This is a genomic window from Hoylesella timonensis 4401737 = DSM 22865 = JCM 15640 (assembly GCF_000455445.1).
Lineage (GTDB): Bacteria > Bacteroidota > Bacteroidia > Bacteroidales > Bacteroidaceae > Prevotella > Prevotella timonensis.
In genome coordinates, this window is record NZ_HG417096.1 from 164,973 (window position 1) to 182,483 (window position 17,511).

Here is a 17,511-nt window from a genome sequence, read left to right on the forward strand (position 1 = left end):
TATGATTCATTTATGCTCTTCCCATGAAAGATAACGCACTTCAAATATTCGTGTGATAAAAAATAGTCGTATCTTTGCAGATACTTGACAAAAGAAAACAGACAAATAGATGATTTCAGTAGAAGGATTGTGTGTTACGTTTGGCGTGAAACCCCTGTTCAAGGATGTGAGTTTTGTGGTCAACGAACGTGATAGGATAGCCTTGGTAGGCAAGAACGGAGCGGGAAAATCAACGCTTCTCAAAATATTGAAAGGGTTACAGCAGCCTACTAAGGGGGTGGTTGCTGTTGCCAATGACACTACAATAGGCTATCTGCCACAGGTCATGAAACTGGCTGACGATACTACAGTGAAGGAGGAAACGCGCAAAGCCTTTGCTGACAATTTGCGCCTCAAGGCTCATTTGGAGGAGATGCAACATGAAATGGCAACACGCACCGACTACGAAAGCACCGACTATCTAAACTTAGTTGAGCGGTTTACGCAAGAACATGAGCGATATTTGATGCTCGGTGGTGAGAACTATGAAGCCGAGATAGAGCGTACGCTTGTGGGTTTAGGCTTTGAACAAAAGGATTTTGAACGACCCACATCAGAGTTTTCGGGTGGATGGCGTATGCGTATCGAACTGGCGAAGATACTGTTGAGGCGTCCAGACGTGCTTCTACTCGATGAGCCTACCAATCATTTGGATATCGAGTCCATACAATGGCTCGAACAATTCTTGGTGCAATCTGCCAAGGCAGTGGTACTGGTGAGTCACGATAGAGCCTTTATTAATAATGTAACCAACCGTACGTTAGAGATAACTTGTGGGCAGATAGAGGATTATAAGGTGAAATACGATGAGTATGTAACCTTGCGAGCCGAGCGACGTGAACAACAGTTGCGAGCTTATGAAAACCAGCAAAAGGAGATAGCCGATACTAAAGCCTTCATAGAGCGTTTTCGCTATCAAGCCACTAAGGCAGTGCAGGTGCAGCAGCGCATTAGACAGCTGGAGAAAATGGTGCCTATCGAGGTGGATGAGGTGGACAACAAGCGTATGCACCTCAAATTTCCACCTTGTTTGCGCAGTGGCGATTATCCCATTATCTGCGACCAATTGCGCAAAGATTATGGTGCGCACACCGTGTTTTCTGGTGTAACGTTTACAATCAAGCGTGGTGAGAAGGTGGCATTTGTGGGCAAGAATGGTGAGGGAAAGTCCACCTTGGTGAAGTGTATCATGGGCGAGATACCTTTTACAGGAACGCTCAAAGTGGGACACAATGTGCAGATAGGTTATTTTGCACAGAACCAAGCGCAACTACTCAACGAGGAATTGACGATTTACGAAACGATAGACCGTGTGGCAACAGGCGATATGCGTCTGAAAATCAATGACCTTTTGGGCGCATTTATGTTTGGTGGAGAGACTTCAGAGAAGAAGGTGAAAGTACTATCAGGTGGTGAGCGCAGCCGATTAGCAATGATTCAGTTGTTGTTGCAACCCGTGAATCTGCTGATTCTTGACGAGCCAACCAACCATTTGGACATGGCATCGAAAGATGTATTGAAAGAGGCGATACAGGCATTTGACGGAACGGTTATCTTGGTGAGCCACGACCGTGACTTCTTGGACGGCTTGGTAGATAAGGTGTATGAGTTTGGAGCTGGCTGTGTGAGAGAACACTTAGGTGGCATCTACGATTTCATCCGCAGTCATGCTGAAGCCGAAGACGGCTTGGCATCACAGCAGAGCATTGACGCTATTTTGCAAAATAAGAGTGTGACAATGGCTGCAACCGTACAGTCAGCACCATCAACTGAAGAAAAGGGTGGGGTAGATGATTATCAACAGCGCAAAGAACAGCAACGGAAATTGCGAAAACTGAAGCGTGATATTGAAGAATGTGAAACGAAGATTGCTAAGATGGAAAAGCGTATCACCGAACTTAATGCCTTGCTGTCACAGCCCGAAAACGCCTCCGATATGGAATTGGTAACGGAATACACTACCACCCAGCGAGCATTGGACAAAGAAAATGAACGCTGGATGGAGCTAAGTGAGAAAATGGAGAAACTTTGAACGATCAACTTCTAAACTCGTAAACTTGTCAACTAAATACTTGTAAACTTGTCAACTAAAAACTCGTAAACTTAAATATTTCAAAACTTATGAAACAATTATTTCCGATGATGCTACTCATGGTAGCACCTGCCATGGGAATGGCGCAATCGAAGACAGGACTTGTCGAGTCGAATTTTGACAAATCTGTACGTCCTGCCGATGATTTCTATCAGTTTGCAACTGGTGGTTGGCAGAAGAAGCATCCACTGCCAGCAGCCTATTCGCGCTATGGTAGCTTCGATCAGTTAGCAGAGGACAACAACAAGCGTATCAACTCCATATTGAGTGAGTTGCAGAAGAAGACGTACAAGAAAGGTACGATGGAGCAAAAACTCTCCGACTTCTATAAGTTGGCTATGGATGCCGAACGTCGTAATAAGGAAGGTATCACTCCTGTGAAGCCCTTGCTCAACGAGATAGAGGCAGCAAAAACTAAAGACCAGCTATTGCAATTGCAACTCAAGTATGCTAATATGGGCTATGGCATACCTTATGGTTCGTATTTTGCTGCCGATGAGAAGAATGTGGCAATGAATATTCTCAACATTTCTCAAGGTGGACTTACCTTAGGGCAGAAAGACTATTACGTGAATAACGACTCGGCAACGGTGGCTATTCGCAACGCTTTTAAGCATCACATTGCTCGTATGTTCCAGTTGTACGGCTTCACACCAGCGCAAGCATCTGCCAAGGCAGATATCGTGTTCAAGAATGAGACCGCATTGGCACTCATCTCAAGGAGTATGACCGAGCTGCGCGACCCACAAGCCAACTATAACAAGATGACACTAAAGCAGTTCAAGGCGAACTATCCTAACATTAACTTGGAGGCTTTTGCCACTGCAGAAGGCGTGAAGAGCGACTATATCCAAGAAATGGTGGTAGGACAACCTGCCTTTTTGGACGGATATGACAAGCTTTCGGCTGCTGCTACAGCCGATGATTTGCGTGCCATCATGGAGTGGGATGTCATCATGTCGTCAGCTGCTTATTTGACAGACCAAATCCGTGAAGCCAACTTTGATTTCTTTGGTAAAACAATGAGTGGGCGCAAAGAAGATTATCCTTTGTGGAAACGTGCCACCAATCAAGTAGAAGGGCAAATGGGTGAAGCATTAGGCAAGATGTATGTGCAGCGATATTTTCCCGAATCGTCCAAGAAGATGATGGAAAAATTAGTACGTAACCTGCAAATTGCATTGGGTGAGCGCATTGATGCCCAAACTTGGATGAGCGATACCACCAAGGCAGAGGCTCACAAGAAGCTGGATAAGTTCTATGTGAAGATAGGTTATCCCAACAAGTGGCGCGACTACTCGTCATTGAGCATTGACCCTTCTAAGTCGTTCTATGAAAATGTGATGGCGTGTCGTGAATTTGCACACCATAACCATATTGCAGAACGTGCAGGCAAACCAGTTGACCGTGATGAGTGGTTCATGACCCCACAAACCGTGAATGCCTACTACAACCCTACGACCAATGAAATCTGTTTCCCTGCTGGTATTCTACAATATCCGTTCTTTGACGCCAAAGCCGATGAAGCTTTCAATTATGGTGCCATTGGTGTAGTGATTGGACATGAGATGACTCACGGATTTGACGACCAAGGCAGGCAGTATGATGCCAACGGAAACATGAACGACTGGTGGACTGCAGGTGATGCAAAGAGATTTAACGAGCGTGCTGACATGTATGCCGATTTCTTTTCGAATATCAATGTGCTACCCGATTTGAAGTCGAATGGACGCTTTACTTTGGGTGAGAACCTTGCCGACCACGGAGGACTCATGGTAAGTTATCTGGCTTTCCAAAATGCTACCGCCAAAAAAACATTAAAGACGAAAGATGGTTTTACTGCCAACCAACGTTTCTTCTTGGCTTATGCAGCGGTGTGGGGGCAAAACATCACTGAAAAGGAAATACGTAACCGTGTAAAGCGCGACCCACATGCTTTGGGTAAGTGGCGTGTGAATGGTGCACTTCCACACATTGACGCATGGTATGAAGCCTTTGACGTGAAGCCAACCGACAAGCTTTATCTACCAAAGAGCCAACGCTTAGAACTTTGGTAAACTCATTTTTCTCTCTTCAAAAAAATAATTGAAGGATAGAATACAGTAATTTCTATGTTCGCTCCCTCCTCTCTGTTCGTTGTCCGTCTGATATGTGACAACCTATTTAGAGGAGGGAATTGTTGTTTTTCGGTATTGCTGTTTGATAAAGCAGATTCAAAGTCTACAGACTGTTCGTCTCGGAATATACTGGTCACGGCTCTTTTATAGAAGAAAGTTAGTTGAAGGTGAAAAACAACCTTTGTTCTTTTGTTTCAACCACAAATCTACCTCTATGCACGATCCAAATGGCTTGCGTTCATTAGCTGTAACAATAACGTACTTTCAATGAAAGAGCGACACTGCTTTCAAAATCATAACTTTGTCTTATTATTTTACCAAAAATCGACCATCTAAAATCTTCAAAATAGAAAAAATTAATAGGCAAACGAACTGCAAAAATGGGCTGATTTTAACAAAATAGACGTCTCCAAGTGTCAGAACATTAGTTTTATGCCCTTGGAAACATGTATTAGAGGTGTTATTCACATGCTTCAAAAGCATTAAAGCATGCAAATAGTAGGCTTATCTCAATGCTTTAGCCGCCCAAAAATGGTAAAAATAATAATATAAAAGCAAGGCATAAGCGTAACTTTCTTAATAACAACGACTTACAAACCTTGCTTATTTTTAGCGTATTTGCGACTAACTTTGACGTTGGTTGTAAATATGCGAGTTATGAGAGGCACTTTGTAAAGAAAATTCAGCATTTTTTTTCATTCTATGCAGCTTGACACAAACTTTACATAAGCTGTTTTGCGGGTGTATTTCGTTGTACAAATATTACTTTTCAATGGCAAAACCGTTTATACAAATACTTTCACTTGATGTGAAAAAGCTTTCTTGATTGATAAGGTGATAGCAGTTAAAAGAGATGCGTATTAAAGAAGGGAATTAATCCGAATATCGTTAAAAATGTAGATAGTTGTGTATTTATTTTAGTAATTTGGTAAAAATTATGTCAATTAGTGCTAAAATCAAAGTAAATTATGTATATTTGCAAAAAGAAATAAAAGATAATTTTTAGGAAGCAATTTTACCGGGGAATACTTATTCAGCATGATTACTATTTATGTTGTGATTTGTTTCTCAAAGTGTGAAAAGCTTTGGTGAAGAAAGATATGGAATATTAATTAAACACAAATCAATTTATGAAAAAAACCTTTCTGTTCTTTTCTATTTTGGCTTCTTTTTTACTCATGTCCATTCCGCTTAGTGCACAAAGCCAAGCGAAACTAACCATGAGTTTTAATGATGAAGCCCTAATAAGTGTTTTTCAGCGATTGGAAAGTCATTCCGATTACAAGTTTGTTTATGACAATGAAGAGGTGTCGAAGTACAAGGTGACATTGGATGTGACAAATGCCCCAGTCCCTTCTATAGTAGAGCAAGCCCTTCGTACTACAAACTTGAAGTACACTATTACTGATAACCTTATCAAAGTGATGATGCGATCTGCTTCAACCAACGGTTTGCAAAAACCAGAAGGACAAAAGAAGCAAACCATAAAAGGATATGTCTATGAAAAAGACACCAATGAACCTGTTATTGGTGCGCATATCAAGGTGTTAGGCACCGATGTAAAGGGAGTAACAGATGTAGATGGTGCTTTCCATTTGGATGTAGATGTAAAACCGCAGACGAAGGTAGAGGTTAGTTATTTGGGTATGAAAACGGTCCAAATTCCTGTGAGTAAGGAGATGAAAATTTTCTTGGAAAGTGATGTTAAAGAACTCAAAGGAGTGGTGGTGACGGGTATCTTCCGTAAAGCGAAAGAAAGTTATACAGGTGCCGTATCTACGATTGATAGGAAACAGCTGGATATGTATCGAGGCACCAACCTTTTGCAAACGCTCAAGAATATTGACGCATCAGTTAATTTCCCGATTAACAACCTGGCAGGTAGTAACCCAAACGTGCTACCAAACATTAATATACGTGGAACAGCGTCGTTGCCAATGAGTGTAGAAGAATTTAACAAAAACGCCAGTCAAACGGTCAATACGCCGTTGATTATCATGGATGGTTTTGAAATATCTCTTACGAAGTTAATGGACTACAACGATGAACAGATAGAGAGCATTAACATCTTAAAGGATGCCGCAGCAACGGCTATCTATGGATCACGAGGTGCCAATGGAGTTATTGTAGTGATTACCAAACAACCAAAGGAAGGAAAACTGAGAGTAACAGCCAAAGCAGGTTTGAGTCTTGAAATTCCAGACCTTTCAAGTTATCATTTGCTCAATGCAGCACAGAAGTTAGACTTGGAAGTAAAAGCAGGGCTGTATTCTCGTGAGCGTCAAAAATTGCAATTGGAATATAATGAGGTGTACAACAATCGTTTGAAAAATGTGATTGATGGCATAGATACAGATTGGATTCACAAACCTGTGCGCACGGGTGTAGGACAACGCTATAATGTGCAATTAGATGGTGGTGCACAAGCATTTAGATGGGCAGCATCATTGGGTTATAACGGAATTGAGGGAGCAATGAAAGCCAGTAATCGACGAACTATTACTGGAGACATCACACTTTTGTATTCTGTGAAAAATCTTATCTTTAGGAATTATACCAGTTTTGCAAGTAACAAGGCAGATGAAAGCAAATATGGGTCGTTTAGTTCTTATGTAGATGCCATACCATATTTTTCTCCTTACAATCGAAAAGGGCATTTGGTACCTTCTTTCCCCAGTTTATATATTGGTGAAGAGCCTTTGCCAAATCCGTTGTATGATGCTTCGCTCAACAGTATTAACTCATCTGCTTATCAAACATTCATCAACAACTTCTCTATTGAATGGCTCATCACGGATGCCTTGCGTTTGCGAGGTAAGATAGGTGTTTCTACCAATCGCAACCATTCTGATCGATTCTTGCCAGCCGAGCATTCTTATTTTAATGCGAAGGAATATAACACAGCTGCAGGTTTGCTGCGAAAAGGATATTATCGTTATGGAACAGGTGAAAACGATTTGTTGAGTGGTAATGTGACTTTGAGCTACTCTAAAGCTTTTGCAGAGAAGCATCAAGTGTATGTAGGACTCGATTATAGTATTTCGCAAAGAAACTTAACAGATTACATATTTGAGGCAGAGGGCTTTTCTAATGCAAATTTAAGTTTTATGGCAAATGCCAAACAATATCTATATCAGGGTTCACCAAGGGGCGATAGGTCAATGGTACGAATGGTTGGAGTAACGGGTAACGCCAACTACACATTCGACAATCGTTATTATGCCGACTTCTCTTTCCGTGTTGATGGCAACTCCAAGTTCGGTAGTGAAAAACGTTTCGCTCCTTTTTATAGCCTCGGTGTAGGTTGGAATCTTCACAACGAGAAGTTTATGAAAGAACTGAATGTCTTTAGTAACCTTCGTTTCAAGGCATCTTATGGTATCTCTGGTTCACAAGACTTTACCATAGAAAGTGTCAACACCACGTATCGTTATTATCCAGACCAAAGGTATCTGTTATGGTCGGCTGCAAAGTTGATGGGATATGGTAATCCTTCACTTACTTGGCAGAATACACGCGAAATCAATATTGGTACAGAAATTGGCTTGTTTAAGAATAGAATCATGGCAGAATTGAATTACTATGATAAGAATACAACCAATTTGCTGTCGTCAATGGATTTACCTTTAAGTTCTGGATTTTCAAACTATACAGCCAATATTGGTGAAATGAACAACAAAGGTATTGAAGCCTCTCTGAACGCTTATATCATACGCGACTATCAACGAGAATTAAACTGGATGATAGGTGGACAAATAGTCTATAACCGTAATAAAATTATCAAGCTCTCGGATGCTATTAAGGCGCAAAATAAGCGTTATCTGGAACAGGGCACAGAAGTTAGCAATCTGTTCTATGAGGGCAATCCTATAAATGCTATCTATGCTGTACGGTCTGCAGGTATTGATCCAAGTACTGGTAGAGAGGTGTACTATGACAAAGATGGGAATTTGGCTAAAACGTGGAATCCGCAGGACAAGGTATATATGGGAAGCTCAGAACCATTGTGGCGTGGCAACTTCCGTACAATGGTAATATATAAGAACTTTACATTTAATGCTTCCTTTGGATATCATTGGGGTGGCATGCTCTACAATTCTACATTGCGTAACAGGGTAGAGGTGAGCAGAGCAACGATTGCAGAGAAGAATGTAGATGAACGAGTACTCTCACAACGTTGGTTACAGCCAGGTGATGTTAGCTTCTTCAAAGCGATTAGCAATGAACCTACTAAAGCTACCTCACGTTATGTATTCAACGACCGAATGCTCGAACTGCAAAATGTTTCATTGCAATATCGCTGGAACAACCAATGGTTGCGTGATAAGACAGGCATTGAATCTTTGGTGTTCGGCATCAATGCATCGAATTTAGCTTATTGGTCCTCTGTTAAATACGAGCGAGGAACAAGTTATCCATTTGCTCGAAACGTACAGGGATCTATTACATTGACATTCTAAAAATACAAACCTATGAATAAGTTTATCAATACAATATTGACAATCACGTTGGCAGTGAGCGGATTGACTTCTTGTTCCGACTGGTTGGATGTACAACCAGAATCACAGCAACGTGAGAAAGACATGTTTAAGAACTATGATGGTTTTAAAGATGCACTGACGGGTTGTTATTCGTCCATGGCATCAAGAAGCCTCTATGGCGAACGACTTACCATTAGTGATATTGAATATTTGGCTTGTTTGTGGAACGAGCCTACGAATAACACGACACCCAGATGGAAATATTTATACCAGCATAATTATAAGAACCAAAATGCAGAGAACGCTATCCGTAATATTTATGGTGGTTTGTTTAATGTGATTGCACAAGCAAATAAGGTGATAGAGCATGGACAACAAGCAGATGTTATAGGTGATGACCAAATACGGAAGGTGATTCTTGGTGAAGCTTATGCTCTTCGTGCTTATTGTCATTTTGATGTGTTAAGATTGTTTGGTCAGATGCCACAGAATCCTACACGGCAGGTTATGTTACCTTACGCACTTGGTACTGGTATCGAGTATGAAGCACCTTATCTAAGCTTTAATGAGTATGTAGCTCAACTTGAAAAAGACTTGAACGAAGCGGAAAAGTTATTGAATGGTTCTGATCCCATCCAAACATACAACTATGACGTATTGAATAATATGATAAAAGAGGCAACTGTTCCTGAAGATGATTTTATGCAGTTCCGCCAATTCCGACTAAATTACTTTGCAGTTAGAGCATTGAAAGCACGAATGTATCTGTATATAGGACAATTGGAGAAAGCATATCAAGAGGCCAGATATGTTATTGATGCTAAAGTGGCAGGTAAGCCATTCATGGAGTTATCAGGAGTTGAAGACATTAAAAAGCATTACTATAGTTTACCCAATGAGTGTATCTTTGCTTTGAGTAATAACAAGATAGCAGACTATCTACCAGAGATGATGCATGGATATAATGGGCAAGTAACAGGTGACAGAAACTTGGTGATAACGCTCGACATGTTGAACAAAATACTTTATGATGGAGCAAACACAACGAGTGATAACCGTTATCTGAAAGTATGGAATAAAGCATCTTCAGATGTGACAGGAACGAAGTTCCCTACCTTACTTAAATATAGTTATAATCCAGGAGACTATGAACGGTCAGATCAACTTTCTAAACTAATGACAAAGCTACAATTCATGCCATTGATACGAATGTCAGAGATGTATCTTATTGCTATGGAGAGTACCAATGACTTAGCAGAAGCGAATTCTTTGTATAAAACCTATATGGCATCGCACAATGTGAATGTCACTGAAGGCTTTAAGTCGTTGGAGGATGTGAAAGAAGAAGTGATGAAAGACTATCACCGAGAGTTCTATGCAGAGGGTGTTATGTTTTATGCGTATAAACGTACGGGAACCAAACAGCTGATGTTTATGCGGAAGGCTATGAGTGAGGACAACTACATCTTGCCTTTGCCAACTTCTGAGTCAAATCCTAATGAAAAACCTACTAAATGACAGCAAAGATGAAAAAGATATTATTTCCAATATTTGCGATAGTTGCACTTCTTTCCTCTTGTGAGGAGGACTTGCCACTTTACAGTGACCACCAAGCTTATCTTAATTTTGATATACAATATCGAGAAGATACGCTTGTCAACTATTCTTTTGCCTTTTCTGGTGGTAAACAAAAAGATACCGTTTGGATTAAACTCAAAACAATGGGGTATCTTTCCGATAAGCCTCGTCAATTTAAGCTTAAGCAAGTTCCCTTTGTAAAAAACAATGCCGAACCTGGCAAGCATTATGTGGCTCTTAATTCAAAAGAGATAGAGCCTTATCTTGTTGTTCCAGCCAATGCGGTGAGTGTTGATGTGCCTATCATTTTACTTCGAGACCCTTCTTTAGACGATGCTATTTATAATCTGCGCATCGTTGTAGAGCCGAATGGAACGTTTATGCCTGGTTATCAAGAGCAAAACTTCATACAAGTAACTATTACTAATAAGCTCAACCGACCTTCTAATTGGAGTGGGTTTATGAATCATTACTTTGGCAAATGGGGACCAGTGAAACATCAGTTTATGATGGATGTAACAGGAAAGAAGTGGGATGCTCAATTCTTACAAACACTCTTTGCTGATCAGGTTTATACGCGATATCTGCAAAGTAAGTTAAAACGTGCATTGGAAAAACTCAACAACGAGCGCAAGGCAGAAGGTAAGCCTATGTTGAAAGAAGCCGATGGAACGTTGGTTACGATTGGAAAATAACAACTGATTAATATATTGACACAATGAAAAAATATGCCATATTATTGATAGCATGTCTATCGCTGTTCTCTGCCTGTACGGAGGACGATTCAACCACAGTTGGTCTTGATAACTTTATCCATATATCTGGAGTAGAAAAAAGTTATCATGCTATTTCTTATTCTGGAGATAAATTACAAATTAAACCTACAGTTGAAAGTAGCTTCGCACCTTCTGATCTCACATACACGTGGACTTGTTATGATACAAGAGATGCAGATCGAGAAAAAACTGATAAGAAAGGAAATGATTATTATGTTCAACCCGATACAATAGGTCATGAACAAAACTTAGATTATCCTGTAAGTCTGAGCGATGGAGAGTACACTTTTATATTAACAGTCAAGTCAAAGAGTACTGGTTATTTTCAACAGGCAGTCACTTCTCTACTTACGCAATCGGCACTCTCTCACGGTTTTTATATTTTAAAAGAGACAGTCGATGGAAATACCGACGTAGATTTATTTATTTCTAAATCAAACAAGCTGTTGGCAGATGTCATCAAGTCAAATCAGGGGCAAGCCTTGCCAGGCAAACCACGAGCACTTGACATCAATCACCAACTGGGATACATAGATCCTAAGACTGATGATAAAGCAGGTGATAACTTTCTGTGTATTACAACAGAAAATGATAAAGTTTATTGGATTCGTGCCCTTGATTGCAAGACGCTAAAAGATAATTCTAACTTTTATTATGAACAGGTGCCAGACCTTAAACCTTATCGTGTGGTGCGAGGCTTCTTTACAGAATTCTTTCTAACCAATAAAGGATTATTCCATGGTTATACAGCAAGTCAAAGAGGCATTGGAATATTAGGAGAACTTGCGGGCTATGGTGCCAGCAAACATATTGTGCAGGGCTCAGGAAATGTTGCTAATAACATGATATATTGGTCATTACCTGATCATAGCTTGACCATGATTGATTATAATGGCAACATTATAGATGTGACGGGTAAAAAAGTAACAGTTGGTAACGAGGAGATAGACTACAAAACTAAAGGACTCAATGAGTTGGAGTGTATATATGCAGGACATAATTTTGCCGATGCCAATGCAGAAAAGGCGTATTTCTTATTCGAAGATCAAAGGAATCATCAAAAGTTGATGTATGAAATATCTCCTGATTGGGATAAGGCTGACCTTAAGAATGTCAAAGTGATTGATCCTAATTCTCACTATGCTAAGGCTTCTTTGCGCGCAATTTGTGCAAAATCCGCTACAATCGCCTATGCTGTAGATCAGAATAAGATTTATTCTTATAATCTTGTTGGTCCATTAAGCGAGAAGGAACTAAAGTTCCAAGGGCTTCCAGCAAACGAAAAGATTACATTCTTAAGTAACCGTTATTTTCTACACGAAACAGCAGGCTTCGATTATCTGATAGTAGGAACGCAGACGGGTGATACTTATAAACTATATTTCTACGATGTTATTGGTGGCGAACCAGCAGGTATGCCCAAATATACAACTTCGGGGAAAGGCATCTTAAAGTCCTTGGGATACATTGATCCAACGGTGGCTGATTTGGATGATGGCGCCATTGCACCCGTGCTTGATGAATAATGATTTGCGCTAACTGTAGGAAATATAGTTAGCGCATTTTTTCATAATTCACAAATGCGTATGCAAAGGCATGTTTCTCATCGATTTGATGCGCCTCACGCGATACCTCTTTCCAGTTGTCGTATGAGGGGAAAAATACATCGGCATGCGTTGGCACATCGTCTACCTCGGTAAGGTACAGTCTGTCGGCATATTGAATGGTTTGCTGGTAAACGTGTGCTCCACCTATCACATAGATATCTTCATCTTCTTGACAATGACGAAGAGCCTCCTCGATAGATGAAAATGTTTCGCAGCCTTCAAAATGAGATTGCGAACGACTTAATACAATGTTACGACGGTGGGGTAATGCACCTTTGGGTAATGACTCAAAAGTGTTTCGCCCCATTATTACAGTGTGTCCTGTGGTGAGAGCTTTAAACCGTTTCAAGTCGTTAGGCAACCAATATAGTAATTTATTTTCATAGCCAATGGCGCGATTGCGAGCCACGGCAGCGATAAGTGTGATGGTCATAATAGATATATTATTTTAATTTTAGGTTTGAATGAGGAAAATTCAAAGCGGATAAGGTTAAGTTTTATTTCTCCTTTTAGTGCTCCCTTTCCTCTTTTTCTTTGTCTATTTCATTGTATTATACTGCAACATCTGCCTTGATATGAGACCATGGATTATAATTTTGTAATTCAAAATCCTCATATTGAAAATCAAACAAACTTTTAACATCAGGATTGAGTTTCATTTGTGGCAGCGTGTGAGGAGTGCGTGTCAACTGTAGTTTGGCTTGCTCCAGATGGTTTAAGTATAAGTGTGTGTCACCAGTTGTGTGAATAAACTCGCCAACTTGTAATCCCGTCACTTGTGCCATCATTTGCAGCAGTAAGGCGTAAGATGCAATATTGAATGGAACACCTAAGAAAGTGTCGGCACTACGTTGGTAGAGTTGTAAGGACAATCTGCCATCGGCTACGTAAAACTGAAACAAACAGTGACATGGAGGCAAAGCCATTTGCTCTATTTCTGCAGGATTCCACGCCGTAACCATCATTCTTCGACTGTCTGGATGATGCTTAATTAGATTGATAACATTTTGAATTTGGTCGATAGTTCCACCGTTATAATCAGGCCACGAGCGCCATTGATGTCCATACACAGGTCCAAGATTACCATCTTCGTCTGCCCATTCATCCCAAATACGTACACCATGTTCTTTCAAATATTTAATGTTGGTGTCACCTTTAAGAAACCATAGCAGTTCATAAATGATTGATTTGATATGTAGTTTCTTCGTAGTAAGCAATGGAAATCCGTCTTCCAAGTTAAAGCGCATTTGATGTCCGAAGATACTTTTTGTACCTGTTCCTGTACGATCTGTCTTTTCTATACCTTCGTCTAAAATGCGTTGTAGTAAATTCAAATAAGGTTGCATATTGAGATGATTTATTTGCAGTTGAACAAAAGAATGTTTGACAAGTCATGCGTCTGTGCGATGAAGCTGTTGATTGTCATGTTGAAAGTCTGCCTCTTTATTCACATGGTTATAATTTGCGTTATGTTTTCGGGGCTATGGGTGCTACGTATACGCCACTCGTTGGGATAGAGGTTGTTTGCACGGTTGCCCATATTTTTGACAAACCCCAATGCTACGTTTTGATAAGTTACCAATATAAAGCCTTGTGGAGTGTTGGGAGGGAGTGTTATCGTGTTGCGTCCAAGATATTGAATGGCATCCGCATAGGATAACTCAACACGAGGAAAGGCAGTAGGAGCCAGACAACTGGATAGTGCCAAACCTTGTGAGGGAATGAATGATCTGCCCTTTAGCTGCAATAGATTGATACCTGCTGCAATGACTCGCAAGCTACGAGCTGCTTGTTGGTATTGCGAATGTAACGATGGCGGGATAGCCCACAGCTCATTCTTCACCCATGTAAAGTTAAAGTGTAGACTTTCCTGTAACCAATGGGTAGGAATGGATAGTTTGTTATCTGAAAGTTGATGACGCACTTTCTGCTTACTCGTCTTTTCTGTCATGGATTGAGCTGTTCCTTCCTTACGTAACACAGCCATGAACAACCCCTCTCCATAGATGTTGCCGGGTTTAGCTTGATAGCCAGGAATAAAGCGATAGACGTTGAATGCAGATGAATGTTTGGACTCCTTGTTGGTTGTATCCTCGGTGGCAGGGGCAGATAAAAGATTTCCCATGATATTCCAATCTTCCTCTACCTTTACCTTCAAGGTTGTGGCACCTAACTCTTGGCAAATCCAAGCTACATTTTCTTCGTTCTCTTTGGTGTTAAATGTACAAGTAGAGTAGATGAGTAAACCGCCGGGTTTCAAACATTGCCACGCCTCGGCAACAATCTCACGCTGCAACTGTTGGCATTTGTTGACATTGTCTACGCTCCACTCGTCAATTGCGTTGGCATTCTTACGAAACATCCCTTCGCCAGAGCAGGGTACATCACATAGAATCACTTGAAACCTTAATCCCGACTGGCGTATTTCTTTCGGATAGTTGTTGGTAACCATCACCTCTGGATGTCCGCATTTTTGTACATTTTCGTTCAGTATTTGTACACGACTTCTGTTGGGTTCATTACAGACGAGTGTACTACCTTTAGGTAATTCTAATCGGGCTAAGGTTGATTTCCCACCGGGGGCTGCGCACATATCGAGCATTCTCACAGGCGATTGAACAAATTGGTGCAGTACTTGTGCTAAAAACATGGATGATTGTTCCTGAACATAATATAAGCCTGCATGAAACAGAGGGTCGAATGTAAAAGCAGGGCGAGCGTCTAAAGCGTAGCCATAATCATACCATGGCACCTTTGACGCAGCTAATGCCATCTTTGCCGTAGGGCACTTGTAATGATTGAGCCGTACGAAAGCTGTGGCATCTTGTTGCATGGAATGTGCAAAGTGAGCAAATAAATCATCGCCCATCATCGCTCGAGTGTAATTTTCGAATGCTTCAGGAAGCACCATCCTTTTTGTTTGTTTTATTGAATTGTTTTTGCAAAATTAGGAAAAAAAATGTTTCTTTGCAACAAAACAACGTTACATATCGTCATATAGATGTTAAACAAAAAGGATTGAAGAAAATGAAACAGTATTTATTAATGTTATCCATGTTGCTTACCCTCAGCATCTCAGGGATGCAAGCACAAGGGAAGCATCGCAGCCATCAACAAACAGCTACTACAATAGCTGTGACAGATACAGCCAAACAAGGAGTAGAAGCGTATTCGGACACTACAACAGTGATGGACACAGATACAATAAATGTAGTAGATGATAATGCCGCGTATGCTAACTCTGCTGATGATGAGAATTGGGACAACGACCCCTTTACGTTTTGGAATAAAAACATTGGATGGAGTATTGGTGGTATTTTTTTGGCTATCTTTGTCATCACCATCGTTTTTCTCTTTTTGGCACTTCCCTTTATTGTTATCATTGTACTTCTACGCTATCTCATCAAGCGACATAATGACCGTGTGGATATAGCACAACAAGCCATTGCTTCAGGCCAACCTATTCCAGAGGATGTTAAACCAACGGCAGCGAGAAACAGTGATTATCTATGGAAGGGGGGAATTACGCATATCGCTACTGGTGCAGGACTTGTTATTATGTTTAGCATTTGGGGTTCGAACACGCTTATTGGCATTGGCTGTTTACTGATTTGCTTTGGTATTGGGCAGCTTGTTATTGCCAAAACCTCTCGCAAGGACAATGACAAAATAGAATAAGGTGGAACAAGTCAACGATCTTTCTCTGGTTCAGCAGGTGACTGTATTTCACGATAAGCGCAGCTTTGACAAGCTTGTTGTGAAATACCAGTCGCCTATTCGGCGTTTTCTGCTGGTACAGACGAGGGGCGATGAAGCGTTGAGTGACGACTTGGCGCAAGACACTTTTATTAAAGCTTACACACATTTAGCGCAATTCAAGGGACAGTCACAATTCTCTACTTGGCTATTTCGCATTGCCTACAATGTATTTTACGATTATACGCGTCGAAGAAAACAGACAGAGGATATTGACACACCTTCGGTGAGTGGCAAACATGCTGAGGCGAGTCATGGATATTTGAAGATGGACTTAGCAGAGGCACTTGACATTCTGAACGACCAAGAACGTCTTTGTGTTACCTTGCAACTCATGGAAGGAGAATCGATAGACAAAATAGCAGAAATATTGGGATTGGCAAGTGGGACAGTAAAGTCACATTTGTTTAGAGGAAAACAAAAACTCGCAAATTATTTAAGAAATAATGGATATGACGGAAAAAGATGATGATTTATTAAAGACTTTTTTTGAAGAGTATGCCATCAATATACCCGACAACGGATTTAGCCAGCAAGTAATGCGCCAATTACCGCGTAGGTTCTTGAAAGCTAATCAGGTATGGTTTTGGTTCTGTACTTTGGTGGGCATCGCCTTCTTGGCGTTGAGTGATGCCGTGGAGCAACTGCGTACCGTTGCCAACAATTTTATTGGCGACATTCACGGTTTTTGGGCTTCATTTGATTTAGACTCAACGTCGCCTCTCACCGTTTATATGCTCGCATTAGTGTTGGCTCTTATCTCTGGTTTTTATATTTTTAATAAAGATGTTGGTTATCGCAATCTTCACGAGAGGTGAAGAATTTCATTGGTGTGGTTAAAACTTCATCAGCTAAGTTGAATCTAAATAAACCGTGATATTACCAGTCGCTGATCATGAATTTATGCCTGTCTGCTACTGTCAGTTTTCTTGACAACAAGCCTCTCATATTTCGCGTATTTAAAACAAATCCTTAACTGATTGAAAATATGCCAGAAATAAGAAAGTTTCGCATTCCTTTGTCGCACAGAGAGTTACGAATGTTAGGCAAATTTTATGTCTATTT

General features: G+C 40.7%; 12 protein-coding genes. 9 read left to right on the forward strand and 3 right to left on the reverse strand.

All coding sequences use genetic code 11. The features are described from left to right. Nucleotides 1-109: 109 nt before the first annotated feature. From BN35_RS08295 to BN35_RS08320, 6 genes are all read left to right on the forward strand, one after another. On the forward strand, nucleotides 110-2,071 hold the full coding sequence (locus BN35_RS08295; RefSeq protein WP_028901268.1) for an ABC-F family ATP-binding cassette domain-containing protein: 1,962 nt from the start codon (nucleotides 110-112) through the stop codon (nucleotides 2,069-2,071). 89 nt (nucleotides 2,072-2,160) lie between these two features. Continuing rightward, nucleotides 2,161-4,188 (forward strand): M13 family metallopeptidase, encoded by a 2,028-nt coding sequence (locus BN35_RS08300; protein ID WP_028901267.1) that lies wholly within the window; start codon nucleotides 2,161-2,163, stop codon nucleotides 4,186-4,188. A gap of 1,190 nt (nucleotides 4,189-5,378) precedes the next feature. Beyond that, a complete protein-coding gene (locus tag BN35_RS08305; RefSeq protein ID WP_028901266.1) occupies nucleotides 5,379-8,708 on the forward strand; it encodes a SusC/RagA family TonB-linked outer membrane protein in 3,330 nt (1,109 codons plus the stop codon). Between the two features lie 12 nt (nucleotides 8,709-8,720). Next, nucleotides 8,721-10,247 (forward strand): RagB/SusD family nutrient uptake outer membrane protein, encoded by a 1,527-nt coding sequence (locus BN35_RS08310; protein ID WP_025072969.1) that lies wholly within the window; start codon nucleotides 8,721-8,723, stop codon nucleotides 10,245-10,247. 8 nt (nucleotides 10,248-10,255) lie between these two features. Next, nucleotides 10,256-11,002: a DUF4843 domain-containing protein gene (locus BN35_RS08315; RefSeq protein WP_159100001.1), complete on the forward strand. Its 747-nt coding sequence runs from the start codon at nucleotides 10,256-10,258 to the stop codon at nucleotides 11,000-11,002. Nucleotides 11,003-11,025: 23 nt separating this feature from the next. Beyond that, a complete protein-coding gene (locus tag BN35_RS08320; RefSeq protein ID WP_025072971.1) occupies nucleotides 11,026-12,609 on the forward strand; it encodes a PKD-like family lipoprotein in 1,584 nt (527 codons plus the stop codon). A 28-nt stretch (nucleotides 12,610-12,637) separates the two neighbouring features. Here the strand turns inward: BN35_RS08320 and BN35_RS08325 are convergent, their stop codons facing one another. From BN35_RS08325 to BN35_RS08335, 3 genes are all read right to left on the reverse strand, one after another. Beyond that, nucleotides 12,638-13,123 carry a dihydrofolate reductase gene (locus tag BN35_RS08325; protein ID WP_025072972.1) on the reverse strand — a complete coding sequence of 162 codons (486 nt, stop codon included), beginning with the start codon at nucleotides 13,121-13,123 and terminating at the stop codon, nucleotides 12,638-12,640. Nucleotides 13,124-13,241: 118 nt separating this feature from the next. Continuing rightward, on the reverse strand, nucleotides 13,242-14,036 hold the full coding sequence (locus BN35_RS08330; protein WP_028901265.1) for a thymidylate synthase: 795 nt from the start codon (nucleotides 14,034-14,036) through the stop codon (nucleotides 13,242-13,244). Nucleotides 14,037-14,137: 101 nt separating this feature from the next. After that, entirely contained in the window at nucleotides 14,138-15,601 is a 1,464-nt protein-coding gene (locus BN35_RS08335) for a methyltransferase RsmF C-terminal domain-like protein (RefSeq protein WP_028901264.1), read from the reverse strand. A gap of 116 nt (nucleotides 15,602-15,717) precedes the next feature. Here BN35_RS08335 and BN35_RS08340 point away from each other — a divergent pair, with 116 nt between their 5' ends. The 3 genes from BN35_RS08340 to BN35_RS12820 are packed head-to-tail and all read left to right on the forward strand — an operon-like array spanning nucleotide 15,718 to nucleotide 17,264. Beyond that, nucleotides 15,718-16,368 carry a DUF6249 domain-containing protein gene (locus tag BN35_RS08340; RefSeq protein ID WP_028901263.1) on the forward strand — a complete coding sequence of 217 codons (651 nt, stop codon included), beginning with the start codon at nucleotides 15,718-15,720 and terminating at the stop codon, nucleotides 16,366-16,368. 1 nt (nucleotide 16,369) lies between these two features. Beyond that, the gene (locus tag BN35_RS08345; RefSeq protein WP_025072974.1) at nucleotides 16,370-16,915 is read left to right on the forward strand and encodes an RNA polymerase sigma factor; all 546 of its coding nucleotides are present in this window, start codon (nucleotides 16,370-16,372) and stop codon (nucleotides 16,913-16,915) included. Beyond that, complete coding sequence (locus BN35_RS12820) at nucleotides 16,899-17,264, forward strand: DUF5056 domain-containing protein (protein ID WP_025072975.1); 366 nt, start codon at nucleotides 16,899-16,901, stop codon at nucleotides 17,262-17,264. Before BN35_RS08345 ends, BN35_RS12820 begins: the two co-directional genes overlap by 17 nt. Nucleotides 17,265-17,511 lie beyond the last annotated feature (247 nt).

Bases quoted from the DNA above. Each gene is read 5' to 3' on its own strand.
- BN35_RS08295 (WP_028901268.1), top strand. From the start codon at position 110: ATGATTTCAGTAGAAGGATTGTGTGTTACGTTTGGCGTGAAACCCCTG.
- BN35_RS08300 (WP_028901267.1), top strand. From the start codon at position 2,161: ATGAAACAATTATTTCCGATGATGCTACTCATGGTAGCACCTGCCATG.
- BN35_RS08305 (WP_028901266.1), top strand. From the start codon at position 5,379: ATGAAAAAAACCTTTCTGTTCTTTTCTATTTTGGCTTCTTTTTTACTC.
- BN35_RS08310 (WP_025072969.1), top strand. From the start codon at position 8,721: ATGAATAAGTTTATCAATACAATATTGACAATCACGTTGGCAGTGAGC.
- BN35_RS08315 (WP_159100001.1), top strand. From the start codon at position 10,256: ATGAAAAAGATATTATTTCCAATATTTGCGATAGTTGCACTTCTTTCC.
- BN35_RS08320 (WP_025072971.1), top strand. From the start codon at position 11,026: ATGAAAAAATATGCCATATTATTGATAGCATGTCTATCGCTGTTCTCT.
- BN35_RS08325 (WP_025072972.1), bottom strand. From the start codon at position 13,123: ATGACCATCACACTTATCGCTGCCGTGGCTCGCAATCGCGCCATTGGC.
- BN35_RS08330 (WP_028901265.1), bottom strand. From the start codon at position 14,036: ATGCAACCTTATTTGAATTTACTACAACGCATTTTAGACGAAGGTATA.
- BN35_RS08335 (WP_028901264.1), bottom strand. From the start codon at position 15,601: ATGGTGCTTCCTGAAGCATTCGAAAATTACACTCGAGCGATGATGGGC.
- BN35_RS08340 (WP_028901263.1), top strand. From the start codon at position 15,718: ATGAAACAGTATTTATTAATGTTATCCATGTTGCTTACCCTCAGCATC.
- BN35_RS12820 (WP_025072975.1), top strand. From the start codon at position 16,899: ATGACGGAAAAAGATGATGATTTATTAAAGACTTTTTTTGAAGAGTAT.